Origin of the sequence: Janthinobacterium sp. 1_2014MBL_MicDiv (assembly GCF_001865675.1) — a bacterium.
Taxonomy (GTDB): domain Bacteria; phylum Pseudomonadota; class Gammaproteobacteria; order Burkholderiales; family Burkholderiaceae_D; genus Janthinobacterium.
Map to the genome: position 1 here is coordinate 3564321 of NZ_CP011319.1, position 23307 is coordinate 3587627.

A 23307-nucleotide genomic window follows, 5' to 3' on the forward strand; every position below is an offset into this window, starting at 1 on the left:
CGCGTCAGGGGGCGTCGCTGGCGGCAAATTCCAGTGAAATTTGTTCGGCCACCTGCGCCAGCGCCGGCTCCAGCGCCGCCAGCAGTGCGCGCGCCTGCTCCATGCCGCCATCGCGGCGCAAGCCTTCGATCGACTGGCACAGCGCGGCAAACGCATGCGCGCCCACGGCCAGCGCCGACGACTTGCTGCGGTGCCCCAGGTCGGCCAGGCGCCCCAGGTCCTGCAGCGCCATCGCCTGCTCCATTTCGGCGATGCCGTCGCGCGCCGTATCCAGGAACAGCTGCGCGTACTTGCGCATCTTGACGCTGTCGTTGCTGAAGGTCAGGGCCAGCGTGGCCAGGTCGAGGATGGCCGTGTCGCGCCGCTCGGGCGCCGCGCGCGGGACCGGCGCCATGCCGTCCGCCCGGGCCGCCAGCTGCCCATGGCCGATGCCGCCACGCAGGCGGAACCATTTCGCCAGCAGGTGGAACAGCAGGTTGGGCGCGATCGGCTTGGTGACGAATTCGTCCATGCCCGCCTCGAGGCAGCGCGCGCGGTCCTCGCTGCCCGCGTTGGCCGTCATGGCGATCACCAGCAGGCCGGACAAAAGCGGGTCGGCGCGGATGCGGCGCGTCGCCTCGAAGCCGTCCATTTCCGGCATCTGCACATCCATCAGCACGCAGTCGTAGCGCTGCCGGGACAGCAGCTCGAGCGCTTCGCGGCCATTGCCGGCCACGCACACGGTGGCGCCCGCGTCTTCCAGCAGTTCGCAGCCCACCTGCTGGCTGAAGACGTTATCTTCCACCAGCAGGATGGAGGCACCGCGGATCACGCCCAGCACCTCCGGCTCCACCTGGGCGATGCTGTCGTCGCTGGCCGGCACGCTCTTTTCCAGGCGCGCCGTGAACCAGAAGGTGCTGCCCAGGCCCGGCTGGCTGTACACGCCCACCTTGCCTTTCATCAGCTCAGCGAGCTGCTTGCTGATCACCAGTCCCAGTCCGCTGCCGCCATACTTGCGCGTGGTCGACGGGTCGGCCTGGTGGAAGGAGCGGAACAGCTGCGCCACCTCCTCCTGGTTCATGCCGATGCCGCGGTCCTGCACCTCGAAGCGCAGCATGCTGTGGCTGCCGCGCTCCTCGGACTGGCGCACGCGCACGAAGATGCTGGCATTGTCGGAAAACTTGATGGCGTTGCTGACCAGGTTCAGCAAGACCTGCTCCAGGCGCAGCGGATCGCCGCGCCAGCGCTGCGGCAGGTCGAGCGCAATATCGAACTGCAAGGTCAGCCCCTTGACGGCGGCCGCGTCGCCCAGCTGGCTGGCGATATTCGCCAGCAAGGTATCGAGGCGGAAGTCCAGCACTTCCAGTTCCAGCTTGCCCGCCTCGATCTTGGAAAAATCGAGGATGTCGTTGATCAGGCCCAGCAGGTGCTGGCCCGAATGGTAGATTTTTTGCAGATAGTCGCGCTGGCGCACGTCGGCCACCGACTTCAGGGCCAGGTGCGCCATGCCGATGATGCTGTTCATCGGCGTGCGGATTTCATGGCTCATGTTCGACAGGAAGTCGCTCTTGGCCTGGCTGGCCGCATCGGCCTGCTCCTTGAGCCGGTGCAGCTCCGTGACGTCGGTGGACAGGCCGATCAGCCCCGTCACGGGACCGGGCAAGCCGAGTGGCACCTTCACGCTCCACAGGTGGTGCACCTGGCCTTGCGCGTCGACGAAGCGCTCCTCGCCGACGAACTTGGCGCCGCTGTCGAAGACCTGGCGTTCCGTGCGCTGCGCGGCGGCAGCCGCATCGCCGACCATCAATTCCCCATCCTGGCGGCCGATCACCTGTTCCGCGGAGCGCCCCAGGATCGTCGCCGTGCGCGCGTTCACGTAGCGGTAGCGCAGGTCGGCATCCTTCATGTAGACGTAGGCGTCGACGCTGTCGAGCACCGTATCGAGCAGGACGCGCTGCGCCACCGCGCGACGACGCGAGCGGTACAGCGTGTAGATATAGCCATAGATCAGCAGGGTGCCCGCCATGCCGACGGCCAGCGCCAGCCACGGAAAATAGCGGTCGAAGCCGCTGTACAGCTCCGCCTTGCGGACGCGGAAATGGGCTTTCCACAGGCCGCCCTGGTAGGCCACCGGCAGCACCTGGTCGAAATACGCGGCATCGCTGCCGGGCCGGGGCGGCGCCGCGGCCAGGTCGCCGTCATCGTTGAACAGCAGGCGGTCCTGCGGCGTGATACGCAGCACGCCATCGGCGGGCAGCGCTTCGGCGGCGCTGTACAGGGTCAGGTGCAGCGGTTCGAGCGCGCTGCGTTCGAGCGCGCTGTGCACGAGCTGCGCCACGCCGAAGCCGATGCCCACGGACCCCTGGTAGGCGGCGCGGCGCTCGGCCACGCTGCCCTGCGGCATGCCGTTGCGGTACACGGGCAGGCGCATGCCCAGGCCCACGTGCGCGGGCGGCCCCTTGATCATGATTACCTGTCCCGACGCGCTGATTTCGCCGCTGTCGCGCGCCTGGTTCAGGGCCCGCGCCACCAGCGGATTGGCGCCGATATCGACGCCCATGCGTTCACCCAGCAGGGAATCGGGTTCCAGGTAGGTCAGCACCGTGTATTCGGGCCGCTCGCCGGCGGGCCGGATGGTGAAGGCCGGATAGCCGCCCGGCGCCAGGCTGCGGTCCTGGCGCACGGCCTCGATAAAGGCCGCGCGCTGCGCCTGCGTGACCGCCACGGCATAGTTGACCGATTCGATGGCGGGAAACTGGCGCGCGATATCAAGGCCGCCGACATAGTCGTGGAACTGCCGGCGCGTCAGCGGGTCGCTGGTGCGGAACAGGGCTTCGAGCCCGCGCAGCAGGTCGGAATAGCTTTTCACGCGCGTGGCCAGGCTGTGCTGGGCGCCGTGCGTGAGGTTGTCGAAACGCTGCTCGGCATCGTCGTTGACGGTGCGCGCCGCCCCCGCATACAGCGCGCCGCCCACCGCCAGTGCCAGCAGCAGTCCTCCCGCCCAGATTCCGATGCCTGATACCGCCCCGCCCTTGCTCAAAGTGTGCATTGTCGATCGCTTATTCCGGTTCCTCGAATGTGGGGCGCAAGTGCGCACAGCACGAGGATACTATCAAAGCCCCCGCCCCACGCGTTTGCGGACGAAAAAAAGCCCGCGCGATGGTTGCCCTGGAAAGCACCTGGTAGCTAGCCCGCCTGCAGCGCCTCGGCCAGGAAATCGCAAAAGGCGCGCACCTTCTGCGGCACATGGCGGCCGTCCGGGTACAGCGCATACACGCCGCGCCTGGCCATGCCGTGCGACGGCAGCACGCGCGCCAGGGCGCCGCTGGCCAGCAGCGGCGCGGCAACGAACGACGGCAGCGCGCCCACGCCCATGCCGGCCACCAGCATGTCGGCCAGCAGCAGGCTGCTGTCGGCGGAAAAGCGCACGGGCAGCACGATGCTGCTCGCCCCTTCCGGGCCGTCGAGCTGCCAGATGCCGGGACTGTCGGCCAGCCGGTAGGCCAGGCAATCGTGGCCGTGCAGGTCGAGCGCCTGCCGGGGTGTGCCGCGCCGCGCCAGGTAGGCGGGCGCCGCGCAGATCATCTGCTCGACTTCGCCCAGGCGGCGCGCCACGAGGGTCGAATCGGCCAGCGCGGCGCGGATGCGCAGCGACACGTCATAGCCCTCGCCGACGACGTCGCGCAGCCGGTCGTCGAGGGTCAGCTCCAGCTTCACCTCGGGATAACGCGCCATGAACACGGGCAGCAGCGGCGACAGCACCTTCAGGCCGAACGACAGCGGCACGTTGACGCGCAATCGCCCCGCCACCTTGCCGGCGCAGCCGCGCGTGGCCAGTTCCAGCGCGGCGATCTCGTCGAGCAGGCGGCAGCATTCGAGGTAGTAGGCGCGGCCGCTGTCCGACAAGCTCATGCGCCGCGTCGTGCGCACCAGCAGCAGGGTGCCCAGCCGTTCCTCGAGCTGGCGCACCTGCTTGCTGATGGCGGCCGCCGACTGGTTCAGCTCCAGCGCCGCCTTGCTGAAACTGTCGCGTTCTACCACGGCGCGAAATACGCGCATGTGCGCGAGGACATCCATCATTCTTTCCTTCTGGTTAAATATATTATTATTTTATCGCTGATTATCATCGAAATGGAAAACAATATGATGGTGGCTTCTCATTCACCGTCATGCAAGGAGTTCCCATGTCCCCATTCTCTTCCTCCCTGAAAACCCTGCCCTTGCTGCTGGCCCTGCTGGCTGGCGCAGCACACGCCACGCCGGTCAGTCCGGCCGCCGCCCCGCCCGAAGTGGGCATCAGCCCCTGGGGCCCGAAAGACGAGATCGGGCGCCTGAACCTGATGACGCCGGCCTCGCGCGCCGCCATCCTGGCCCGCATCGACGGCGGCAAGAGCTATGACCTGGCCGTCGATTTCTATATCGGCATGCCCAGCTGGCAGGCGGCAGGCGACCCGCCCTACCTGATGTGGATGACGCACACGCCGAAAGGCAATGTGGTGGCCGACTCGATGAACGTGGGCGAGCAGATGAACCGCCACGTCAGCTACACGGGCTCGGCCGTCTCCATGTATGCACACATGGGCACGCATATCGACGCCCTCAACCATTTCGGCTTGAACGGCAAGATCTGGAACGGTTTTACGGAAGAGCAATACCTGGGCGACCGGGGCTGGACGGTGACGGGCGCGGAAAAGCTGCCGCCCATCGTCGCGCGCGGCGTGCTGATCGACGTGGCCGTGGCCAAGGGGCTATCGCAGCTGCCCGACAATTACCGGGTCACGCGGCAGGATTTGCGCGCCGCGCTGGCACGCCAGAAGGTGACGCTGGAAAAGGGCGACGTGGTGCTGATACGCACGGGCCGCATGCAGGACTATGAGCAGGCGCAAGCGTACATGGCCAATCCGCCCGGCCTGTCGCTCGATGCCGCCAAATTCCTCGTCGAAGATGGCGGCGCCATGGTAGTGGGCGCGGATAACCTGAGCTTTGAAGCGTTTCCGTCCGAAGTGGCCGGCAACTACCTGCCCGTACACACTTATCTGCTGGCGCAGCAGGGCACGCCCATCATGGAGCTGGTCGACCTGGAAGCCTTGTCGCGCGACAAGGTCTACCAGTTCGCCTTCATCGGCGCCTCGCTGAAATTCCGTGGCGGCGACGCGGCGCCCATCCGCCCCGTGGCCCTGCCGATCCGCTAAGCCGTCCGCTTCAGGCGGAAACGGCCAGCGGCCGGCCCGCGCCATGGTCATCCCAGGCATCGGCACAGCGCACCACGTCGCCCACGACGATGATGCTGGGACTGCCCAGGCCGCTGGCCAGCAAGTCGCCGGGCAGGCTTTGCAAGGTGCCCAGCAACTGGCGCTGCGCCGGCAGGCTGGCCGATTGCACGACAGCCACCGGCGTGCCGGGCGCCATGCCGCCGGCCAGCAAGCCGGCCTGGATGGCCGCCACCCTGGCCACGCCCATGTAGATGACGAGGGTGAGGCCGCTTTGCGCCAGCGCAAACCAGTTCGGCTCAGACGCGCCATCCTTGCCATGTCCCGTGACGAAAATCGCGCCTTGGCTCCAGCCGCGGTGCGTCAGCGGCACGCCGATGCCCATTGGTGCGGCCAGGCCGCTGCTGATGCCGGGTATGACCTCGACGGCCACGCCATGGCTGCGCAGATAGGCGCGCTCTTCGCCGCCGCGCCCAAACAGATAGGGGTCGCCCCCTTTCAGGCGCACCACCCGCTGGCCGGCGCGCGCTTCGGCCAGCATCAGGCGCTCGATGAACGCTTGCGGCGTCGAGGCGCAGCCGCCCCGCTTGCCCACCTCGACCACGCGCACGCCGGGCGCCGCATGCGCCAGCACTGCGGGATTGACCAGGTCGTCAATCAGCACCACGTCGGCCCGCGCGATGGTTTTCACGGCTTTCAATGTCAGCAAGTCCGGGTCGCCGGGACCGGCGCCCACGAGGGTAACGCAGCCTTGTCGTGCCATGATGCACTCTCCAGTCAGAAAAAATGGCCAATGGCGAACGACGCCGCATACGCTTCCGGCGCGCTGCCGTCCCACAGCACGCCGTCGCACAGGGTCGAGCTGCGCATGAGCGCCGTCGGCACGGGCGTCTGCGTCATTTCCGCCGCCTGGCGGTACAGGTCGATGCGGTTCACCTGCCGCGCCACGCCCAGATAGTCGGGTTCGTCGCGCAGCAAGCCCCAGCGCCGGTGCTGGCTCACGAACCACATGGCGTCGGACAGGTAGGGAAAATTGACGGCGCCGCCATCATGGAATTTCAAACCGTGCGCATCGTTCCAGGTCTTGCCCAGTCCATCCTGGTAATGGCCGAGAATGCGCGGCGCCAGCAGGTCCTGCGACGTATTCAGGTAGGCCGGCTCGGCCAGGATGGCCGCCATCGCCAGCCGGTTGGCATCGCTGGCGTCGATCCAGCGCCCCGCCTCGAGCACGGCGGCGATGAGGGCGCGGCAAGTGTTCGGGCAGGCGCGCGCGAACGCGGCGCTGGTGCCCAGCACCTTGCCCGGATGGTCGGGCCAGATATCCTGGCTGGTGACGGCCGTCACGCCCACGCCATCGACGATGGCCTTGTAACCCCACGGCTCGCCCGCGCAAAAGCCATCCATCTGGCCGGCGCGCAAGGCCGCCACCATCTGCGACGGCGGCACCGTCATCACGCGCGCGTCGCGCAGCGGGTCGATGCCGTGCGCGGCCAGCCAGTATTGCAGCAGCATCGCATGGTTACCTGTTGGAAAAGTATGCGCAAACGCAAGCGGTCGTCGCATGGCGCGCATGGCCGTCGCCAGCGACGGGCCATCGACGGCGCCCTCGCGCGCCAGCGCCGCCGACACGGTCACGGCCTGGCCGCTGTGATTGAGGTTCATCAGCACGGCCATGTCGCTGGGCTGGCCGCCGATGCCCATCTGCACGCCATACACGAGGCCGTACAAGACGTGGGCCGCATCGAGTTCCCCGCTATGCAATTTGTCGCGCACGCCGGCCCACGACATCTCGCGGCTCAGTTCGATCTTGATGCCATATTTCTCATCCAGGCCCAGCCTTGCCGCCATGACCAGCGAGGCGCAATCGGTCAGCGGCAAGTAGCCGATGCGTATCGTCTGTTTTTCCGGATGCAGCGATCGCATCACGTGGGCGCTGGCGCCCGTTTTCTCTGTCATACCATTCCTTACTGATAAGTACTGTTTTGCCGCGCCGGCAGGGGCAAGGCCATGCCCATCCAGCAGCAAGGAACGTGCCTGTGCACGCCCTGTCCGCTGAAGCTGGAAACGCACCGGAATGGTGCATTGCACCACCATGTATCAGGAAAGGCGCGATTCATCCCAGCAAGTCTTCCACGTCGAGGATGCGCTGGGCGATGTCCGCCAGTTTCAACTTCTTGTTCATGGCCATGCTGCGCAGGCGCTGGTAAGCCTGCTCTTCCGTCAAGCCGTGGTGCGTCATCAACAGGCCCTTGGCCCGCTCGATGACCTTGCGCTCCTGCAACTTGTGCCGCGTGTCGAGCAATTCCGCGCGCAGTTTTTCTTCCTGGCGAAAGCGCGCCAGCGCCACGTTCAGCACGGGCTGGATGCGCTCGGCTTGCAGGCCGGCCACGATATACGCGGACACGCCGGCCGCCATGGCCGCATCGATGCTGGCCGTGGCGCCGTCTTCCGTGAACAGCACGATGGGGCGGCGCTCGTCGCGCGTGGCGATGACGATGTGCTCGAGCACGTCGCGCGCATCCGATTCGGCGTCGATGATGATGAGGTCCGGCTGCAGTTGCGCGATGCGCTCAGGGAGGTAGAGGTCGGCTGGCAGCGAGGCGACGATGTCGAAGCCCGATTCCAGCAAGCCGATACGCAAGGCATTGCCACGCCGGGCTTGCGCCGCCAGGGCCACGTCCGCGTGCACGCCGTGCTCGACGATGGGATTGACGACAACAATGCGCAAGGGGCGATCCGGCGCTGGCGGGGTACGGCTGGACGTCATGGGGGCGATCTGCAGTGGCTAAACGATTAATCACTGCAGTAAGCAAGAAGCGAACCAGATGGAATTACTTCAGGGTCGGCATGGCAAACTCGGCGCCCGCCGCCGTCGACGCCGGCCAGCGCTGCGTCACGGCCTTCTGCTTCGTATAGAAACGCACGGATTCCGGGCCATGCGCGTGGTGGTCGCCAAACAGGCTGCGCTTCCAGCCGCCGAAGCTGTGGAAGGCCATCGGCACGGGGATCGGCACGCTGACGCCGGCTTTTTCCATCCCTGCCCGCCTGCGCGCGGTGCGTGTACCCGCGCGCCGCGTGCAGTCTGGACCGGTTTATTTCAAGGTCGGCATGGCAAACTCGGCGCCCGCCGCCGTCGACGCCGGCCAGCGCTGCGTCACCGCCTTCTGCTTCGTATAGAAACGCACGGATTCCGGGCCATGCGCATGGTGGTCGCCAAACAGGCTGCGCTTCCAGCCGCCGAAGCTGTGGAAGGCCATCGGCACGGGGATCGGCACGTTCACCCCTACCATCCCCACCTGCACGCGGTGCGTGTATTCGCGTGCCGTATTGCCGTCACGCGTGTAGATGGCCGTGCCGTTGCCGTACTCGTGCGCGTTGACCAGATCCAGCGCGGTGGCAAAATCGGGTACGCGCACGATGCACAGCACGGGACCGAAGATTTCTTCCTTGTAGATCGTCATTTCCGGCGTGACATGGTCGAACAGGCTGCCGCCGAGGAAAAAGCCCTTTTCATGGCCAGGCAGGACGAAGCCGCGCCCATCGCTGACCAGCTTGGCGCCTTCCTTGACGCCGGTGGCGATGTAGCCGGCGATCTTGTCCTTGTGCACTTGCGTGACGACAGGGCCCATTTCCGCCTTCAAATCCATGCCCTGCGTAATCTTTAACGCCGCGATGCGCGGCACGAGCGCCTCGACCAGCTGGTCGCCCACATTGCCCACGGCCACGACAACGGAAATGGCCATGCAGCGCTCGCCGGCCGAGCCGAACGCCGCGCCCATCAGCGCATCGACCGTTTGCGCAATATCGGCGTCGGGCAAGACCACCATGTGGTTTTTCGCCCCGCCCAGCGCCTGCACGCGCTTGCCCTGCGCGCAGCCCGTGGCATAGATGTATTCGGCAATCGGCGTGGAACCGACAAAGCTGACGGCGCGCACGTCCGGGTGGTGCAGCAAGCCGTCCACCGCCTCTTTATCACCCTGCACCACGTTGAAGACGCCGTCGGGCAAGCCGGCGTCGGTCAGCAGCTGCGCCAGCAGCAGGCTGGCCGACGGGTCGCGCTCGGACGGCTTCAAGACAAAGGTATTGCCGCAGGCTATGGCCATCGGGAACATCCACATCGGCACCATGACGGGGAAATTGAATGGCGTGATGCCGACGCACACGCCCAGCGCCTGGCGGATCGACCAGGCGTCGATGCCGCCGGCCACCTGCTCCGAATACTCGCCCTTCATCATTTGCGGAATGCCGCAGGCGAACTCGACCACTTCGATGCCGCGCGTCACTTCGCCCTTGGCATCCGTGAACACCTTGCCGTGCTCGGCCGTGATCAGGGCCGCCAGCTGGTCCGAATGTTCTTCCAGCAATTCCTTGAACTTGAACATGACCCTGGCGCGGCGCAAGGGCGAGGTTTGCGACCAGGCGGGAAAAGCCGCGTGGGCGGCGGCCACGGCCGCGTTCAGCTCCGATGGCGTGGCCAGCGCCACTTTCGCCGTCACTGCGCCCGTGGCGGGATTGAAAACCTCGCTCGTGCGCTCGGAGCGCGAAGCCATGGGGTTGCCACCGATAAAGTGGCCAATCTGCTGCGTCGTCATTGTGATTCCTTTTATTTGGTGTTCATCAGCCATTCATGGGCCGGGTCGTTCTTGAAGTGCCACACGCGTTTCGGGCCGGCCATCACGTTCAGGTAGTAGCCGTCATAGCCATACGGCACGGTGACGGGGTGGTAGCCGCGCGGCACCATCACGACATCGTGGTTTTCCACGGCCATCGCTTCGTCGATGCTGCGGTCATCCGTGTAGACCCGTTGATACGCGAAACCCTGCTCGGGATTGAGGCGGTGGTAATACGTTTCCTCCAACGAACTTTCCAGCGGCACATTGTCGCTATCGTGCTTGTGCGGCGGATAACTCGACGAATGGCCGGACGGCGTCAGCACTTCCACCACCAGCAAGCCATCGGCCTCTTCCGTTTGCGGCAGGATGTCGCACACATAGCGCGTATTGGCACCCTTGCCACGCACGGAGCGCGTCATCGACTGCGGGTCGATCAGCCGCGCCGCACGCTGGGTCGTGGCCGGCGCGCTGCACAGCGCCACTTCGGCTGCGGTCACGGCCGTGATGCGCACTGGCATGCCGCACGGCACATACACGGCATACGGCGAACGCTCCTCGAAGACGCTGGCGCGTTCGCCGATGTCGCGCCACTCCTGTTCACCGGCCTTGACGGTGACCGTGCCCGTCAGCACGACGATGCACAGTTCGCGCATCCCCGTTTCCTGGCTCAACCGTTCTCCGGCCGCCAGGCGGTGGGCGGCAAAGCCCACATGCGTCCAGCCGGCGGACTCGGGCGTGACTTCCACGATCTTGCCGCCGGCCTGGCTGGCCTTCACCAGCAGCGGGCTCATGCCGCCTCCCGGCCCAGGCGGGGAATCGCCTCGACGAGCTTGGCAAGGCAATCATGGCCCATCTTCGCGTACTGGTAGCTGGGGGCGACGGCCGGATCCTGTTCCGCTTCCACCACCAGCCAGCCTTCATAGCCGTGCAGATACAAGCGCGTCAAAATCGCCGGAAAGTCGATGCTGCCGTCGCCGGGCACGCTGAACGCGCCATTGATGACGGCTTGCAAAAAGCTCCAGTGGCCATTGCGCGCCAGTTTCACCACGTTGGGCCGCACATCCTTGCAATGCACGTGGCAGATGCGTTCGATATGCTTGTTCAGCACGGCCAGCGCGTCGCCGCCGGCGAACGTGATATGACCGGTATCGAACAGCAGTCCCACTTCCGGCCCCGTCAAGGCCATCAATTGATCCACGTCCGCCGGGGTTTCCACGTAAGCGCCCATATGGTGGTGGTAAGCGAGGCGCACGCCGTGCGCCAGCAAATGCGCGGCAAAGGCCGTCAATTTATCGGCATACGCCTGCCATTGCTGCGGCGACTGGAAACGCGGACGCTTATACAGCGGGCGCGCTTCGCCCTGGATGGCGTCCGCCACTTCGCCATACACCATGACGGTGGCGCCGCTGTCGGCCAGCAAGCGTAAATGCGCTGCCACGGAAGCGATCTCTTCTTCCACGGAGCGCTGCGCCAGGCGGCCCGAATACCAGCCGGAAACGCATGCCAGGCCATACTTGCCCAGCACCGCATTCAGGGCGGACGCTTCCTTCGGGAACTTGTTGCCCAGCTCGAAACCGGCATAGCCGATCTCGGCGCCCTCCTTCAGCGCCGTTTCCAGCGGCGTCTCGCCGCCCAGGCTCGGCAAATCGTCGTTCATCCACGAGATCGGGTTGATGCCGATCTTGACATTCCATGTGTTCATTTCAATTCCTTTGTTTCTGGCGATCGGTTTCATAACGGGCGCGGGCAAGCTGCACGCCAGCCTGGGTCGACACTTCCGGCACGGCCACTTCCCACCAGCAGCCGCCCTCTTCGGTCGTGCGCGTATCGTCCGTATTGATGCAGATCACATACGTGCGCGGCGCGGCGCGGGCGCGCAGCATGGCTTGCTCCAGTTCGGCAATGGAAGCCGCATGTTCGCTGAGGGCACCCAGCGCGCGCGCATGCAGGGCAAAGTCGATGACGGGAGCGCCCTCGCCCGCCTGCAGGCAGTCGGCCAGCATATTGTTGAACGGCGCATTGCCGCAAGCCTGCTGCAGGCGGTTGATGCAGCCGTAGCCACGGTTGTCGAGCACGACGATGATGAGTTTCTTGTCCAGCATGACGGAAGTGGCGATTTCCGAATTCATCATCAGGTAGCTGCCATCGCCCACCATGACGATGACTTCCGCCTGCGGTTTCGCCATCTTCACGCCGAGGCCGCCGGCAATTTCATAGCCCATGCACGAATAGCCGTATTCCATGTGGTAGCCGCCGGGCGTACTCGTCCGCCACAGCTTGTGCAGTTCGGCCGGCAAGGTCCCTGCCGCGCAGACGACGATGTCGCGCGACGTCGACTCCGGCGATGAGCGCTGCACGGCGCCGATGACTTCGCCGTCATACGGCAGACCGGCGACTTCGCGCTGGCCCGTGATGGCCAGCACGGTGTCGCGCCATGCCTGGCCCGCCTGCTGCGCGCGGTCCATCCACTGGCCGGCGCTGTTCCAGCCGTCGAGCCGGCGCGACAGGCCCTGCAATCCCAGAGTGGCGTCCGCCTGCAAGCCCAGGCCACGGCCCTTCAGCACGTCGAAACTGTTCACGTTGACGCTGATCAGTTGCGCTTGCGCAAACAGCGAGTTCGACCCCGTCGTAAAGTCCTGCAAACGCGTGCCGACGGCCAGCACGACGTCCGCCTCCGCTGCCAGCGCATTCGCGGCCGGCGACCCCGTCACGCCGATGGCGCCCAGCTGCAGCGGGTGATTCCACGGCAAGGAACTTTTCCCCGCCTGGGTTTCCGCGACCGGTATGCCATGGCGCTCGGCAAACGCCTGCAAGGCGGCGCTGGCCTTGCCGTACAACACGCCGCCACCGGCCACGATCAGCGGCTGTTTCGCGCCCTGCAGCAAGGCGGCCGCCTCGTCCAGTTCGCATTCGACCGGCGGCACGGCGCGGAAACGCACGATTCTCGGTTCAAAAAAATCGGCCGGATAGTCATGCGCCATCGTCTGCACGTCTTGCGGCAGCGACAAGGTGACGGGGCCGCAGGCGGCCGGGTCCGTCAAGGCGGCGATGGCGCGCGGCAAGGCCGTCAGCAACTGTTCCGGATACACGATGCGGTCGAAGTAGCGCGACAGCGGCTTGAAGGCGTCATTCACCGTGACGCTGCCGTCGCCCATGTCTTCCAGCTGCTGCAAGACCGGGTCCGGTGCGCGCGAGACGAACACGTCGCCGGGCAACAGCAGCACGGGCAGACGGTTGACGTGGGCCAGGGCGGCGGCGGTGAGCAGATTCGTGGCGCCGGGGCCGATGGACGTGGTGACGGCCATCATGCGCCGGCGCATGTGGGCCTTGGCATAGGCGATGGCCGAGTGCGCCATCGCCTGCTCGTTGTGGGCGCGGTAGGTGGGAAATTGCTCCCGATACTGGTACAGCGCTTCGCCCAGGCCGGCCACGTTGCCATGGCCAAAGATGGCGAAGGCGCCGCCGAACAAGGGAATCAAGCCCCCCTCGCCATCGTCCGTGCGCAGGGCGGCCAGGTAGCGCACCAGGGCCTGCGCCATGGTCAGGCGGATGGTCTTGTGCAGGGTCGCGCTCATGCCGCACGCTCCAGGCGGTTGCGCGTGCGCTGCCACAGGGAAATCAGCTGCTCGAAGTTGGCGCGCACGGCGGCGATCAGGCCCGCATCGTCGAGTTCGCCGGCCAGCCAGCGGCGGCTCGGCTCCTGGAAGATCGTGCGTCCCACCATGAAGCCACGGCAAGTGGTGCTGGCACTGGCCTGTTCGAAACTGGCGGCCAGCGCGGCGATGGGGGCATTCAAGCCCAGCAGCACCACGCCACGGCAGTACGGATCGCGCTCGTGCACGAGGGCATCGATCGCTTGCCACTGCTTGGCCGTCATGCTTTCCAGCTTCCACCATTCGGGATAGATGCCCAGGTTGTACAGGCGCTTGACGGCGCGCAAGACCGTATCGTCGCCGTGCGGCAGCCAGTCCGGCGGTATGACTTCGAGCAAGAGTTCGTGACCGCTCACTTGCGCCGCGTCATACAGGGCCTTGATCTGCGCTTCCTGTTCCAGGCGGTTTTCCACGGCGTCGTCCGGATGCAGCTGCACCAGGCACTTGATCACGTGTTCCTTCGGCCAGCTGACGAGATGCGAGCCGATGGAGCGGCCCCAGTCGAATTGCAAGGGATTCGAACCGGGCAATTCCACGGGACGGCCTATCCACCAGCCGCGTCCCGTCGCATCGTTGAGGGCGTCGACGCCATAGCGGCCATCGATCAGCACGCCCGTCTTGCCCGTCAATTTCAATGCCGTTTCCGTCTGCGCCACGGCTTGCACCATCAGCTGTTTCAAGGCGGAGATACGCGATTCGGGCGCCCCCGTCTGTTGCGCCAGCTCGAAAAATTGCGTGCGGTGGTCGAAGGCGAACACGCACAGTTCCTCCCACTGCGGGCGCGCCACCGTCGTGCGGTGCAAACGGGACAAGGTGGCGTCCTGGTCCGGCTGCGTGAGTTTCGCCGCGTTGGCGAGGAAGTAGTCGAGTTCGACGGGCGACGGCATGGCCGGCGCGCAACCGTGGCGCGACACGACCAGCGCGCCGCAGCCATTCGCATAGCGGCAGCACGCTTCGTAATCCTCGCCGCGCAGCCAGCCTTTCAGGAAACCGGAAAGGAAGGCATCGCCCGCGCCCAGCACATTGAGCACGTCGACGCGCACGCCACGGTAGTTATACGCATCGTCGAGGCTGGCCGGCACCACGCTGTCGATGACGGCGCTGCCCAGCGGGCCCCGCTTGACGACGAGCGTGGCCACGGTGGCGGCCCGCACGGCGCGCAAGGACGCCATGATGTCGGCGCCGCCGCCGGCGATCATGAATTCCTCTTCCGTGCCGACGATCAGGTCGAACTGCGGCAGGATGGCCTGCAGGTGGCGGGTCACGCCCTCGTTCGAGACGAAACGCGTTTCGCCATCGGCCTTGCCCGACAAGCCCCACAGCACGGGCCGGTAATCGATATCGAGCACGGTGCGCACATTGCTGGCCCGCGCCAGCGTCAGCGCCTGCATGCTGACGCCATGCATGGCAGCCGTGGAGAAATGCGTGCCGGTGATCAGCAAGGCTTTGCTCGAGGCAATGAAGGCCGCATCCACCGACGCCGGGTCGATGGCCATGTCGGCGCAATTGTCGCGGTAAAAAATCAGGGGAAAGGTATTCTTGTCCTTGATGCCCAGCATCACCAGCGCCGTCAGGCGGTCGCGGTCGATGCCGACATGGCTGACGTCGCAGCCTTCCTTCGACAAGGTATCGGTGAGGAATCGTCCCATGTGGTCGTCGCCCACCTTCGACAGCATGGCCGATTTCAGGCCCAGGCGGGCCGTGCCGAAGGCGATGTTCGCCGACGAGCCGCCCAGGTACTTGGCGAAGCTGGTGGCGTCTTCCAGCGGACTGCCGATTTGCTGCGCGTACAGGTCCACCGCCAGACGGCCCAGGCAGATCACGTCGAGCGCGCGGCCCTGGGCAAATTGTGTGGAATTATTCATGGCTATCCTTAAATCGTGACACCGTCGAGTTCACTCATCAGCGTTTGCATTTCCGCGCCGCCCGCCATCATGTCCAGCAAGGCATCCTTGGTCACCGTCTCCTTGGTGAACGTGCCCAGCGACTTGCCCCGGTTCAACAAAGTAAACGAATCGCCGACCGGATATGCATGGTGCACATTGTGCGTAATGAAGATGACGGAAATGCCCCGTTCGCGCGCCTTGTAAATCAGTTTGAGCACGTTGAACGATTGTTTCACGCCCAGGGCCGCCGTCGGTTCGTCGAGGATCAGCACGCGGGCGCCGAAATGGATGGCGCGCGCAATGGCCAGGCACTGCTTCTCGCCGCCCGACATGGTGCCGATGGCCTGGTGCGGGTCGCGCACCATGATGCCCATCTCGGCCAGCTTGGCGCGCGCCGTCTCGGCCGCATACTCGATATCCATCACCGGCACCAGGCCCAGCAGCTTTTTCATCGGCTCGCGGCCCATGAAGAAATTGCGCGCCACGGACAGCAGCGGCACCAGCGCCAGGTCCTGGTAGACGGTGGCCACGCCCATGTCCAGTGCTTCGCTCGGCGAATTGAAGACGACGGGCTGGCCATCGACCAGGTATTGACCGTCGGTCGGCTTGTGCACGCCGGCCAGGGTCTTGATCAGGGTGGACTTGCCGGCGCCGTTGTCGCCCAGCAAGCAATGAACTTCCCCCTCGCGCAAGCGCATGGTGATGTTTTGCAGCGCCAGCACGGAGCCGAAACGCTTGCTGACATTCTCCAGAGCAAGAATATAGTCGCTCATGATTTACCTCGCTTCCGTGACGCGTGAGCGTACAAAGTTATTGAACAGCACGGCGATCAGCAGCATCACGCCGAGGAACACGCGGAACCAGTCCGAATTGATATTGGTGTACGTAATGCCGATCTGCACCACGCCGAAGATCAGCGCGCCGAAGCAGGCGCCGACGACGGAGCCGTAGCCGCCCGTCAGCAGGGCGCCACCGATGACGGCCGCGATGATGGCTTCGAATTCCTTCTGCATGCCGCGGTCGGCGGCGGCCGAACCCACGTCGCACACTTGCAAGGTAGCAAACAGGCAGGCGCAGAAGGCCGTGAAGACGAACAGCGAGATCTTGACCTTGCGTACAGGCACGCCCACATTCTTGGCCGCGTTGGCGTCGCCGCCGACGGCAAACATCCAGTTGCCGAAGCGGGTGCGCGACAGCACGAAAGCGGCACCGGCGGCCAGCACCAGCCACCAGGCGATGACTTTCGGCACGCCCTTGACGAGCGGCGAACCGTCGTCGAGCACGGCGATCCAGCCGTGTGTTCCCATCCACTGGAACAGTCCCGTGGCGAAGTTACCGTGGAACAGCAAGCTGGCCAGCCAGTCCTGCGCCGCCAGGTCGCCCACGCCGCTGACGATGGTGCGGTTGGCGAACATGATCGACAGGGCCAGGGTCAGGCCGCGCAGGATGAACAGGAAGGCCAGCGTGACGATGAACGATGGCAGGCGCGTCTTGATGACGATATAGCCGTTGAGCCAGCCCAGCGCCATGGAACCGGCGAAGGCGAAGATGATGGCGGCCCACAGGGGCCAGTGGAAATAAATCGTCGGGATGGCGATCATCATGCCGGCAAAGCCGATCATGGAGCCGATCGACAGGTCGAATTCGCCGGCGATCATCAACAGGCAGGCGCCGATGGCGATGATGCCCAGGTAGGACGCCACCTGCATCCAGTTGACGACGCCGTCGAGGTTGAACATGCCGGAATCGCCGGCCGTGATGACGAAGAAGGCAAACACGAGCACCGCGCCGGAAATGGAGGCGAACTCGGGACGGCCGAAAAACCGTTTGACCCAGCTGGTCGCGCCCACGCGCTCGTCGGCGGCGGCTGGTTTGCTGGAGGCGCCGGAAGGCGGGGGAGGATTCATGCCGGGGCTAGCCAGGCTGGATTTGAGCGCAGTCATACAAATTCCTTTTAGTAATACTTGCAACAATTCCTGCTACCGATGTCAATTACTTTCCTGCCAGCATCGCTGGCGCCAGGCGTGTTCAGTCCCGCCCGCCGCCAGCCCGAGGGCGGCGGGCGGCGGGCCGGAACACTCTGGAACGCGATGAATTAACGGTATTGACCGGCGTACTTTTCGACCTTGGCGATGTTTTCCTTGGTCACGAAACCGGGGCCGGAGCTGATGTGGCGCGGGCCATAGATGGGCGTCAGGCCGTATTCCGCCAGGCGCGCCTGGTATTTCGGATTGGCAATCAGGATTTCCTTGACCTTGGCCAGGTCCGTGATCTTTTGCTGTTTCATGATGGCCATCACGGCGACGGGAATGTAGCCTTGCAGGTAGGGTTGCTGGTCGATGGCAAACTGGATGCTGCCATCCTTGATGCCCTTGGCAATTTCTTCCGACAGATCGAAACTGGCGAAGTACATCTTGCCTTTCAGGCCCAGTTTCTCGACGGCGCGCATGGCGGCCGGCGCCGAATCCGGTCCCAGCGCCAGCACGGCCTGGGTCTTCGGATTGCTGCGCAGATAGGCGCTGACCTTGCTTTCGATCACGCCAGGATCGACACCGTTGGTATCGAGCGTGGATGACTTGAAGTCGACGCCCAGCGCATCGGCAAAGCCGCGGCAGCGTTCGAACGACGAGGCATTCATCGCATAGTGGTTCACGCACACGAACGATTTGATGCCCGCTTCCTTGGCCCGCTTGCCGGCGCCCAGGCCCGCGTCATACTCGGGCTGGCCCACGTGCATGATGGCTTTCAACTGTTCGCTTTGCGCCAGGGTGCCCGAATTGATGGTCACGAGCATGATTTTCTTGGCCACCACCGTGCCCAGCGGCTTTTGCAGCACGCTGAAGTCGGCGATGTCGGCGATCAGGCCATCGTAATTGCGCGCGGCCGACTGCTCGATCAGGCGCGCCATGTCGGCCAGGTCGCCGTTCGGCGGATTGCGGTAGTCGACCGTGACGTTGAAGTCTTCGCCGGCTTGCTTGATGGAATTTTTGATCGTGTTCCACCAGGAATCGGAATCGGGCGCATGGCTGACCATGACGAATTTCTCGCCGGCAGCGTGGCTGGCGCCGCCGCTCAGGCCCAGGCCCAGTCCCAGGCTGGCGATGGCCAGGCACTTCATCAAACCCTTGCTTTTATTGCTATGCATGAATGTCTCCTAGACGGATTAATTTTTATAGTTGCGAGCTTTTATGAAGGGTGTCATCGGCCTGGCCTTGCGGCACGCAAACCGATGCACTGCGCACAGCTTAGGCCACAAAAAAGACAAATGCAATAAAATTTTCAAAATAAATATAAATAGAAATTTGTTTCTATTTTTAGGATTCCCTCCTATAATTCTCGCCAGAACCAGCCGCCGGACAAATTGATATGCCAGCGCGGCCCCGCAAGCACACAGAGGAAAAAATCATGGCAGCCACCGCCCCCATCGAACAATTGATGCAGCACATTGCCGCCGAGTACGACAACCTGTCGCGCCAGCTGAAAGTCATCGCCCAGTACATCGAGAAGCACCGGGCCAGCCTGATGCTTGAGCGCATCAGCGACATCGCGGCCGCCTGCGACGTGCAGCCGTCGGCCATCGTGCGCTTCGCGCAGCGCTTCGGCTACACGGGCTTTTCCGAAATGCAGGATGTGTTCCGCCAGGCATACACGGACCAGGCCAGCGCCACGCCCGACTACCAGCAGCGCATCCGCAAGCTCATTTCCACGCGCGACACGGCCCTCAGTGCGGGCGACCTGACGCGCGAATTCGTCGGCGCCAGCCGCGCCGGCCTCGACGACCTGGCGGCCGGCCTCGACGACGCGCAGCTGGAAGCGGCCGTCAATCTGCTGCTGAAAGCGGACAACATCTATGTGATCGGCGTGCGCCGGTCGTTTCCGATCGCCTCCTACATCGCCTATGCGCTCGAGCATACGGACAAGCGCGTGCACCTGATCAGCGGACTGGGCGGCATGCACCGCGAACAGATGCGCAGCGTGCGCGAACGCGATGTGGCGATCGCCATCAGTTTCTCGCCTTACGGCAAGGAAACCCAGCAGTGCATCAAGGCGGCGCAAGACAAGGGCGCCAAGGTTCTCGTGATTACCGACAGCAAGCTGGCGCCGCTCGCGCGGGCCGCCGACGCGCTGTTGACCGTCACCGAGGGCAGCGCCTTCGCCTTCCGCTCGCTGACCAGCACCATCTGCCTGTGCCAGGCGCTGTTCATCGCGCTGGCTTACAAATTAGAGCTCGACATCGAAGAAATCCACACCCCAGGAGAACATGATGATTGAAGTAGCGTTGTTCGGCGCCGGACGCATCGGCAAAATCCACGCGGCCAACCTGGCTGCCCAGCCGGGCGTCCGGTTCAAGTACGTGGTCGACGTCAACGAGGAAGCGGCATCCGCGCTGGCCGTCTTGCATGGCGGCAGCAGCGCCACGGTGGAAGCGGCATTGGCCGACCCGGCCATCAAGGCCGTCGTCATCGCTTCCAGCACGGACACGCACGCGGACCTGATCCTGCGCTCGGCCGCCGCCGGCAAGGCCATCTTTTGCGAAAAACCCGTCGATCTGACGATAGACCGGGCGCGCGCCTGCGCCGCCGCCGTCAAGGAAGCCAAGGTCATGTGCATGCTGGGCTTCCAGCGCCGCTACGATCCCACCTTCAATGCCGTCAAGACACGCATTGAAGCGGGCAAGATCGGCACGCCCGAATTGCTGATCGTCACCAGCCGCGATCCCGGGCCGCCGCCGGTCAGCTACATCAAGGTGTCGGGCGGCATCTTCAAGGATATGCTGATCCACGATTTCGACATCTTCCGCTGGATACTCGACGACGAGGCCGTCAGCGTGCACGCCACGGGCAGCTGCCTGGTGGACCCGGCCATCGGCGAGGCGGGCGACCTGGACACGGCCGTCGTCACCATCCGCACGGCCAAGGGGCGTTTGTGCCAGATCAATGCCTCGCGCCGCGCCGCCTACGGCTACGACCAGCGCTTCGAAATACTGGGCAGCGCCGGGATGCTGCAGGCGGGCAACCACAAGCCGACGGAAGTGACGGCCTATGGCGCCGTCAACGTCAGCGTGGACAAGCCGGAAGATTTCTTCCTCGAACGCTATCGCGTGGCGTACGCGCAGGAAATGGCGCACTTTTTTGACGCCCTCAGCCACGGCACGCCGCTGCGCACCACGGTGCACGATGGCTTGAAGGCGCTGGAACTGGCCGAGGCGGCCACCCTGTCGTGGCGCGAACAGCGCGTCGTGGCTGTGTAAAAAGACAATAACAAGATACTGGAGACCAGATGTCATCCCCAACATTGAAAGTAGGCATCGTCGGCCTGGGCCGCCTGGGCCAGCGCCATGCCATCAACCTGGCGCAGCGCGTGCCGAATGCGCAAGTCGTGGCCGCCTGCAGCCCCGTGCAAGCGGAACTGGACTGGGCCGCCGGCACGCTGGGCATCGCCACCGGCTACGCCGACTACGACGCGCTGCTGGCCCACCCGGGCCTGGACGCCGTGTTTCTCGTCACGCCCACGTCGCTGCATGCGGACCAGATCATCGCCGCCTTGCGCGCCGGCAAGCACGTGTTTTGCGAAAAGCCGCTGTCGCTGGACCTGGCCGACTGCCTGAAGGTGGAAGCGGAAGCGGCGCGCCATCCGCACTTGACGGTCATGATCGGCTTCGTGCGCCGCTTCGACGCCAGCTACCATGACGCGCAGCAAAAGATCGCCCAGGGCCTCGTCGGCAAGCCCTACCTGGTGCGTTCGCAGACGTGCGACCAGAACGACCCCAGCGGCGCCTTCATGCGCTTCGCGCCCACCAGCGGCGGCATCTTCCTCGATTGCAGCGTGCACGATATCGACCTGGCGCGCTGGCTGCTGGGCAATCCCGTACCCAAACGCGTGTATGCGAGCGGCACCAATGCCATCCACACGGGCTTGCAGGCGTTCGGCGACGTCGACAATGGCCTGGCGACGGTCGAGTTTAGCGATGGCAGCATGGCCAGCTTCATGGCCTCGCGCACCATGGCGCATGGCCATGAAACCTTGACGGAAGTGTTCGGCACTGGCGGCAGGCTGGCCGTGGGCAGCAATCCGCGCCTGAACAGGGTGGAAATTTCGGATGCGCATGGCGTGCGCAATGAATGCACGCCGGACTTCTATGCCCGCTTCGCCGACGCCTTCTTGATCGAGGCGCAGGAATTCACGGACGCGGCACTGGGCCGGCGCACCCTGTCGCTGACCCTGCACGACGCGACGGAAGCGACGCGTATCGGCCTGGCCATGACGCAAGCCATGCGCGAAGCGCGGCCAGTGGAGTTCTAGCCATTTGCAAACAGCCCAGGCGGCCGGTGCGGGAAACGGCTGCCTGGGTTCCATAGCCAGCCGCAAGCCCATGGCGCCGAGGATGGCCGTGAGCGTGCTCAGCGAGGGATTGCCATCGGCCGACAAGGTGCGGTACAGCTGGGTAGGATAGAGCCGGGCCGCCTGCGCCACGGCGGGCACGCCGCCAAGGGCGCGCGTCAGCTGGCGCAGCACGCTCAGCAGTTCGCCATGGTCGCCATCGACGAGGATATTGTTGATCAGTTCAAGGGCGAAATCGGCATCGCCGCGGTACAGCTCAGCCATCGCCTCCTCATGCGAGCGGTCTCTCGGTGGCTTGCGGATATCCTCTTTCATGTCCCCTCTCCTTCCAGTCGTGCCAGCAGGCACAGGCACGCCATTGCGCTATACAATAAGTGCCTGCCCAACCGCGAAAAGCCCTGCCACCATGACGCATACCGACAGCAACTCCCCTTCCCTTGCCGGCGTGGCCGAACGCTACGTCAAGCTGGTCCTGGCCATGGGCCGGCACGACGCGTCATATGTCGACGCCTATTACGGCCCGCCGGAATGGCAGGCAGCCGCGCTGGAACAGCAACAGGGCTTGCGCGATATCCAGGCAGCCACGAACGAAGCGCTGGCCCTGCTGGGCGACGAATCTTGCCTGCGCGCCAACAACCTGCGCAAGCAATTGCAAGCCGTGCTGGCCAAGGCGGAGATGCTGCAGGGCGTGCGCCTGGATTTCGACACGGAAAGCGCGCGCCTGTACGACGCCGTCTCGCCCCATCACAGCCGTGCCCACTATGAACAGCTGGTGAGCGAAATCGACGCCCTGCTGCCTGGCGCCGGCACGGTGAGCGACCGGATCAACGCCTTCCGCAGGCAATTCATCATTCCCGCCGACAAGCTGCGCGCCGTGATGGACGCGGCCATCCGCGCCGGCCGCGAGCGCACCCTGCAGTACATCGCCCTGCCGGAAGGTGAAGATTTCGTGCTGGAATTTGTCACCGACAAGCCGTGGAGCGGCTACAACTGGTACAAGGGCAACTACCAGAGCGTGATCCAGATCAATACGGACTTGCCCATTTATATAGACCGCGCCGTCGACCTCGGCTGCCATGAAGCGTATCCGGGCCACCACGTCTACAACGTGCTGCTCGAGCGCGACCTGGTGCGCGGCAGGGGCTGGATCGAGTACTGCATCTACCCGCTGTACTCGCCGCAATCGCTGATCGCCGAAGGCACGGCCAACTACGGCATCGAACTCAGTTTCACGGAGGCGGAACGGCTCGAATTCGAACAGCAGGTGCTGTACCCGCTGGCCGGCATCGATCCGGCGCTGGCGCCCCGCTACGCGCAGCTGAACAGTCTGCTTGCGAGGCTCAGCTACGCCGACAACGACATCGCGCGCCAGTACCTCGAAGGCGGCCTGACGCGCGAGGAGGCGCTGGAATGGCTGGTCAACGTACGCCTGTATCCGGCCGAAAAATCGGCGCAGCGCCTGCAGTTCTACGACGCCATGGGCGCGTACGTCATCAATTACAACCTGGGCCAGGACATGGCGAAAGCCTATGTCGAGCGCCAGGGCGCCACGCGCGCAGCGCGCTGGGCCGCGTTCCGCGATTTGATGTCGTCGCCGCGCGTGCCCAGCGCTTTGCGGGCCTGA

Annotated in this window: 18 protein-coding genes and 2 pseudogenes; 5 read left to right on the top strand and 15 right to left on the bottom strand. The window is 64.9% G+C overall.

Translation table 11 applies throughout. The features are described from left to right. Positions 1–4: 4 nt before the first annotated feature. Positions 5–3028 carry a CHASE domain-containing protein gene (locus tag YQ44_RS15385; protein ID WP_071324140.1) on the bottom strand — a complete coding sequence of 1008 codons (3024 nt, stop codon included), beginning with the start codon at positions 3026–3028 and terminating at the stop codon, positions 5–7. Between the two features lie 137 nt (positions 3029–3165). Further along, entirely contained in the window at positions 3166–4056 is an 891-nt protein-coding gene (locus YQ44_RS15390) for a LysR family transcriptional regulator (RefSeq protein WP_071324141.1), read from the bottom strand. Between the two features lie 107 nt (positions 4057–4163). Between YQ44_RS15390 and YQ44_RS15395 the strand changes: the two genes are divergently transcribed. Continuing rightward, positions 4164–5171 carry a cyclase family protein gene (locus YQ44_RS15395; protein ID WP_071324142.1) on the top strand — a complete coding sequence of 336 codons (1008 nt, stop codon included), beginning with the start codon at positions 4164–4166 and terminating at the stop codon, positions 5169–5171. 10 nt (positions 5172–5181) lie between these two features. Here the strand turns inward: YQ44_RS15395 and cobA are convergent, their stop codons facing one another. The 12 genes and pseudogenes from cobA to YQ44_RS15455 form a co-directional block, all read right to left on the bottom strand. Beyond that, the gene (gene cobA, locus YQ44_RS15400; protein WP_071324143.1) at positions 5182–5952 is read right to left on the bottom strand and encodes a uroporphyrinogen-III C-methyltransferase; all 771 of its coding nucleotides are present in this window, start codon (positions 5950–5952) and stop codon (positions 5182–5184) included. A gap of 14 nt (positions 5953–5966) precedes the next feature. Then, positions 5967–7145 carry a CmpA/NrtA family ABC transporter substrate-binding protein gene (locus tag YQ44_RS15405; protein WP_071324144.1) on the bottom strand — a complete coding sequence of 393 codons (1179 nt, stop codon included), beginning with the start codon at positions 7143–7145 and terminating at the stop codon, positions 5967–5969. Positions 7146–7302: 157 nt separating this feature from the next. Then, positions 7303–7956, bottom strand: coding sequence for an ANTAR domain-containing response regulator (locus YQ44_RS15410; RefSeq protein ID WP_071324145.1), 654 nt, complete (start codon positions 7954–7956; stop codon positions 7303–7305). A 64-nt stretch (positions 7957–8020) separates the two neighbouring features. Next, a pseudogene (locus tag YQ44_RS15415) lies at positions 8021–8278 on the bottom strand (methylmalonate-semialdehyde dehydrogenase (CoA acylating)); the annotation flags it as partial. A 3-nt stretch (positions 8279–8281) separates the two neighbouring features. After that, entirely contained in the window at positions 8282–9781 is a 1500-nt protein-coding gene (locus tag YQ44_RS15420; protein ID WP_071324147.1) for a CoA-acylating methylmalonate-semialdehyde dehydrogenase, read from the bottom strand. Between the two features lie 11 nt (positions 9782–9792). Next, a complete protein-coding gene (gene iolB / locus YQ44_RS15425; RefSeq protein ID WP_071324148.1) occupies positions 9793–10593 on the bottom strand; it encodes a 5-deoxy-glucuronate isomerase in 801 nt (266 codons plus the stop codon). Further along, positions 10590–11504 carry a myo-inosose-2 dehydratase gene (gene iolE, locus YQ44_RS15430; RefSeq protein ID WP_071324149.1) on the bottom strand — a complete coding sequence of 305 codons (915 nt, stop codon included), beginning with the start codon at positions 11502–11504 and terminating at the stop codon, positions 10590–10592. The genes iolB and iolE overlap by 4 nt, the downstream gene beginning before the upstream one ends. 1 nt (position 11505) lies before the next feature. Then, complete coding sequence (gene iolD / locus YQ44_RS15435; protein ID WP_071324150.1) at positions 11506–13377, bottom strand: 3D-(3,5/4)-trihydroxycyclohexane-1,2-dione acylhydrolase (decyclizing); 1872 nt, start codon at positions 13375–13377, stop codon at positions 11506–11508. Then, positions 13374–15320, bottom strand: a complete 1947-nt coding sequence (locus YQ44_RS15440) for a bifunctional 5-dehydro-2-deoxygluconokinase/5-dehydro-2-deoxyphosphogluconate aldolase (protein ID WP_071324151.1) — start codon at positions 15318–15320, stop codon at positions 13374–13376. The genes iolD and YQ44_RS15440 overlap by 4 nt, the downstream gene beginning before the upstream one ends. An 8-nt stretch (positions 15321–15328) precedes the next feature. Continuing rightward, positions 15329–16114, bottom strand: coding sequence for an ATP-binding cassette domain-containing protein (locus YQ44_RS15445; protein ID WP_071324152.1), 786 nt, complete (start codon positions 16112–16114; stop codon positions 15329–15331). 3 nt (positions 16115–16117) lie between these two features. Then, positions 16118–17248 (bottom strand): ABC transporter permease, encoded by a 1131-nt coding sequence (locus YQ44_RS15450; RefSeq protein WP_071326527.1) that lies wholly within the window; start codon positions 17246–17248, stop codon positions 16118–16120. A 188-nt stretch (positions 17249–17436) separates the two neighbouring features. Beyond that, on the bottom strand, positions 17437–18486 hold the full coding sequence (locus YQ44_RS15455) for a sugar ABC transporter substrate-binding protein (protein ID WP_071324153.1): 1050 nt from the start codon (positions 18484–18486) through the stop codon (positions 17437–17439). A 260-nt stretch (positions 18487–18746) separates the two neighbouring features. On the opposite strand from YQ44_RS15455, the gene YQ44_RS15460 reads away from it, so the two are divergent. From YQ44_RS15460 to YQ44_RS15470, 3 genes are read left to right on the top strand one after another with little or no spacing between them, the layout of a single operon-like run. Further along, the gene (locus tag YQ44_RS15460) at positions 18747–19613 is read left to right on the top strand and encodes a MurR/RpiR family transcriptional regulator (RefSeq protein ID WP_071324154.1); all 867 of its coding nucleotides are present in this window, start codon (positions 18747–18749) and stop codon (positions 19611–19613) included. Next, complete coding sequence (gene iolG, locus YQ44_RS15465) at positions 19606–20592, top strand: inositol 2-dehydrogenase (protein ID WP_083411878.1); 987 nt, start codon at positions 19606–19608, stop codon at positions 20590–20592. The genes YQ44_RS15460 and iolG overlap by 8 nt, the downstream gene beginning before the upstream one ends. Before the next feature lie 29 nt (positions 20593–20621). Beyond that, positions 20622–21644, top strand: a complete 1023-nt coding sequence (locus tag YQ44_RS15470; RefSeq protein WP_071324156.1) for a Gfo/Idh/MocA family oxidoreductase — start codon at positions 20622–20624, stop codon at positions 21642–21644. Positions 21645–21671: 27 nt separating this feature from the next. Here the strand turns inward: YQ44_RS15470 and YQ44_RS29555 are convergent. After that, positions 21672–21947, bottom strand: a pseudogene (locus YQ44_RS29555) (helix-turn-helix domain-containing transcriptional regulator); the annotation flags it as partial. Positions 21948–22089: 142 nt separating this feature from the next. Between YQ44_RS29555 and YQ44_RS15475 the strand changes: the two are divergent. Beyond that, entirely contained in the window at positions 22090–23307 is a 1218-nt protein-coding gene (locus tag YQ44_RS15475) for a hypothetical protein (protein ID WP_071324157.1), read from the top strand.

Coding starts and splice junctions, on each gene's coding strand:
- YQ44_RS15385 (WP_071324140.1), bottom strand. CDS start 3,028: ATGCACACTTTGAGCAAGGGCGGGGCGGTATCAGGCATCGGAATCTGG.
- YQ44_RS15390 (WP_071324141.1), bottom strand. CDS start 4,056: ATGGATGTCCTCGCGCACATGCGCGTATTTCGCGCCGTGGTAGAACGC.
- YQ44_RS15395 (WP_071324142.1), top strand. CDS start 4,164: ATGTCCCCATTCTCTTCCTCCCTGAAAACCCTGCCCTTGCTGCTGGCC.
- cobA (WP_071324143.1), bottom strand. CDS start 5,952: ATGGCACGACAAGGCTGCGTTACCCTCGTGGGCGCCGGTCCCGGCGAC.
- YQ44_RS15405 (WP_071324144.1), bottom strand. CDS start 7,145: ATGACAGAGAAAACGGGCGCCAGCGCCCACGTGATGCGATCGCTGCAT.
- YQ44_RS15410 (WP_071324145.1), bottom strand. CDS start 7,956: ATGACGTCCAGCCGTACCCCGCCAGCGCCGGATCGCCCCTTGCGCATT.
- YQ44_RS15420 (WP_071324147.1), bottom strand. CDS start 9,781: ATGACGACGCAGCAGATTGGCCACTTTATCGGTGGCAACCCCATGGCT.
- iolB (WP_071324148.1), bottom strand. CDS start 10,593: ATGAGCCCGCTGCTGGTGAAGGCCAGCCAGGCCGGCGGCAAGATCGTG.
- iolE (WP_071324149.1), bottom strand. CDS start 11,504: ATGAACACATGGAATGTCAAGATCGGCATCAACCCGATCTCGTGGATG.
- iolD (WP_071324150.1), bottom strand. CDS start 13,377: ATGAGCGCGACCCTGCACAAGACCATCCGCCTGACCATGGCGCAGGCC.
- YQ44_RS15440 (WP_071324151.1), bottom strand. CDS start 15,320: ATGAATAATTCCACACAATTTGCCCAGGGCCGCGCGCTCGACGTGATC.
- YQ44_RS15445 (WP_071324152.1), bottom strand. CDS start 16,114: ATGAGCGACTATATTCTTGCTCTGGAGAATGTCAGCAAGCGTTTCGGC.
- YQ44_RS15450 (WP_071326527.1), bottom strand. CDS start 17,248: ATGAATCCTCCCCCGCCTTCCGGCGCCTCCAGCAAACCAGCCGCCGCC.
- YQ44_RS15455 (WP_071324153.1), bottom strand. CDS start 18,486: ATGCATAGCAATAAAAGCAAGGGTTTGATGAAGTGCCTGGCCATCGCC.
- YQ44_RS15460 (WP_071324154.1), top strand. CDS start 18,747: ATGGCAGCCACCGCCCCCATCGAACAATTGATGCAGCACATTGCCGCC.
- iolG (WP_083411878.1), top strand. CDS start 19,606: ATGATTGAAGTAGCGTTGTTCGGCGCCGGACGCATCGGCAAAATCCAC.
- YQ44_RS15470 (WP_071324156.1), top strand. CDS start 20,622: ATGTCATCCCCAACATTGAAAGTAGGCATCGTCGGCCTGGGCCGCCTG.
- YQ44_RS15475 (WP_071324157.1), top strand. CDS start 22,090: ATGACGCATACCGACAGCAACTCCCCTTCCCTTGCCGGCGTGGCCGAA.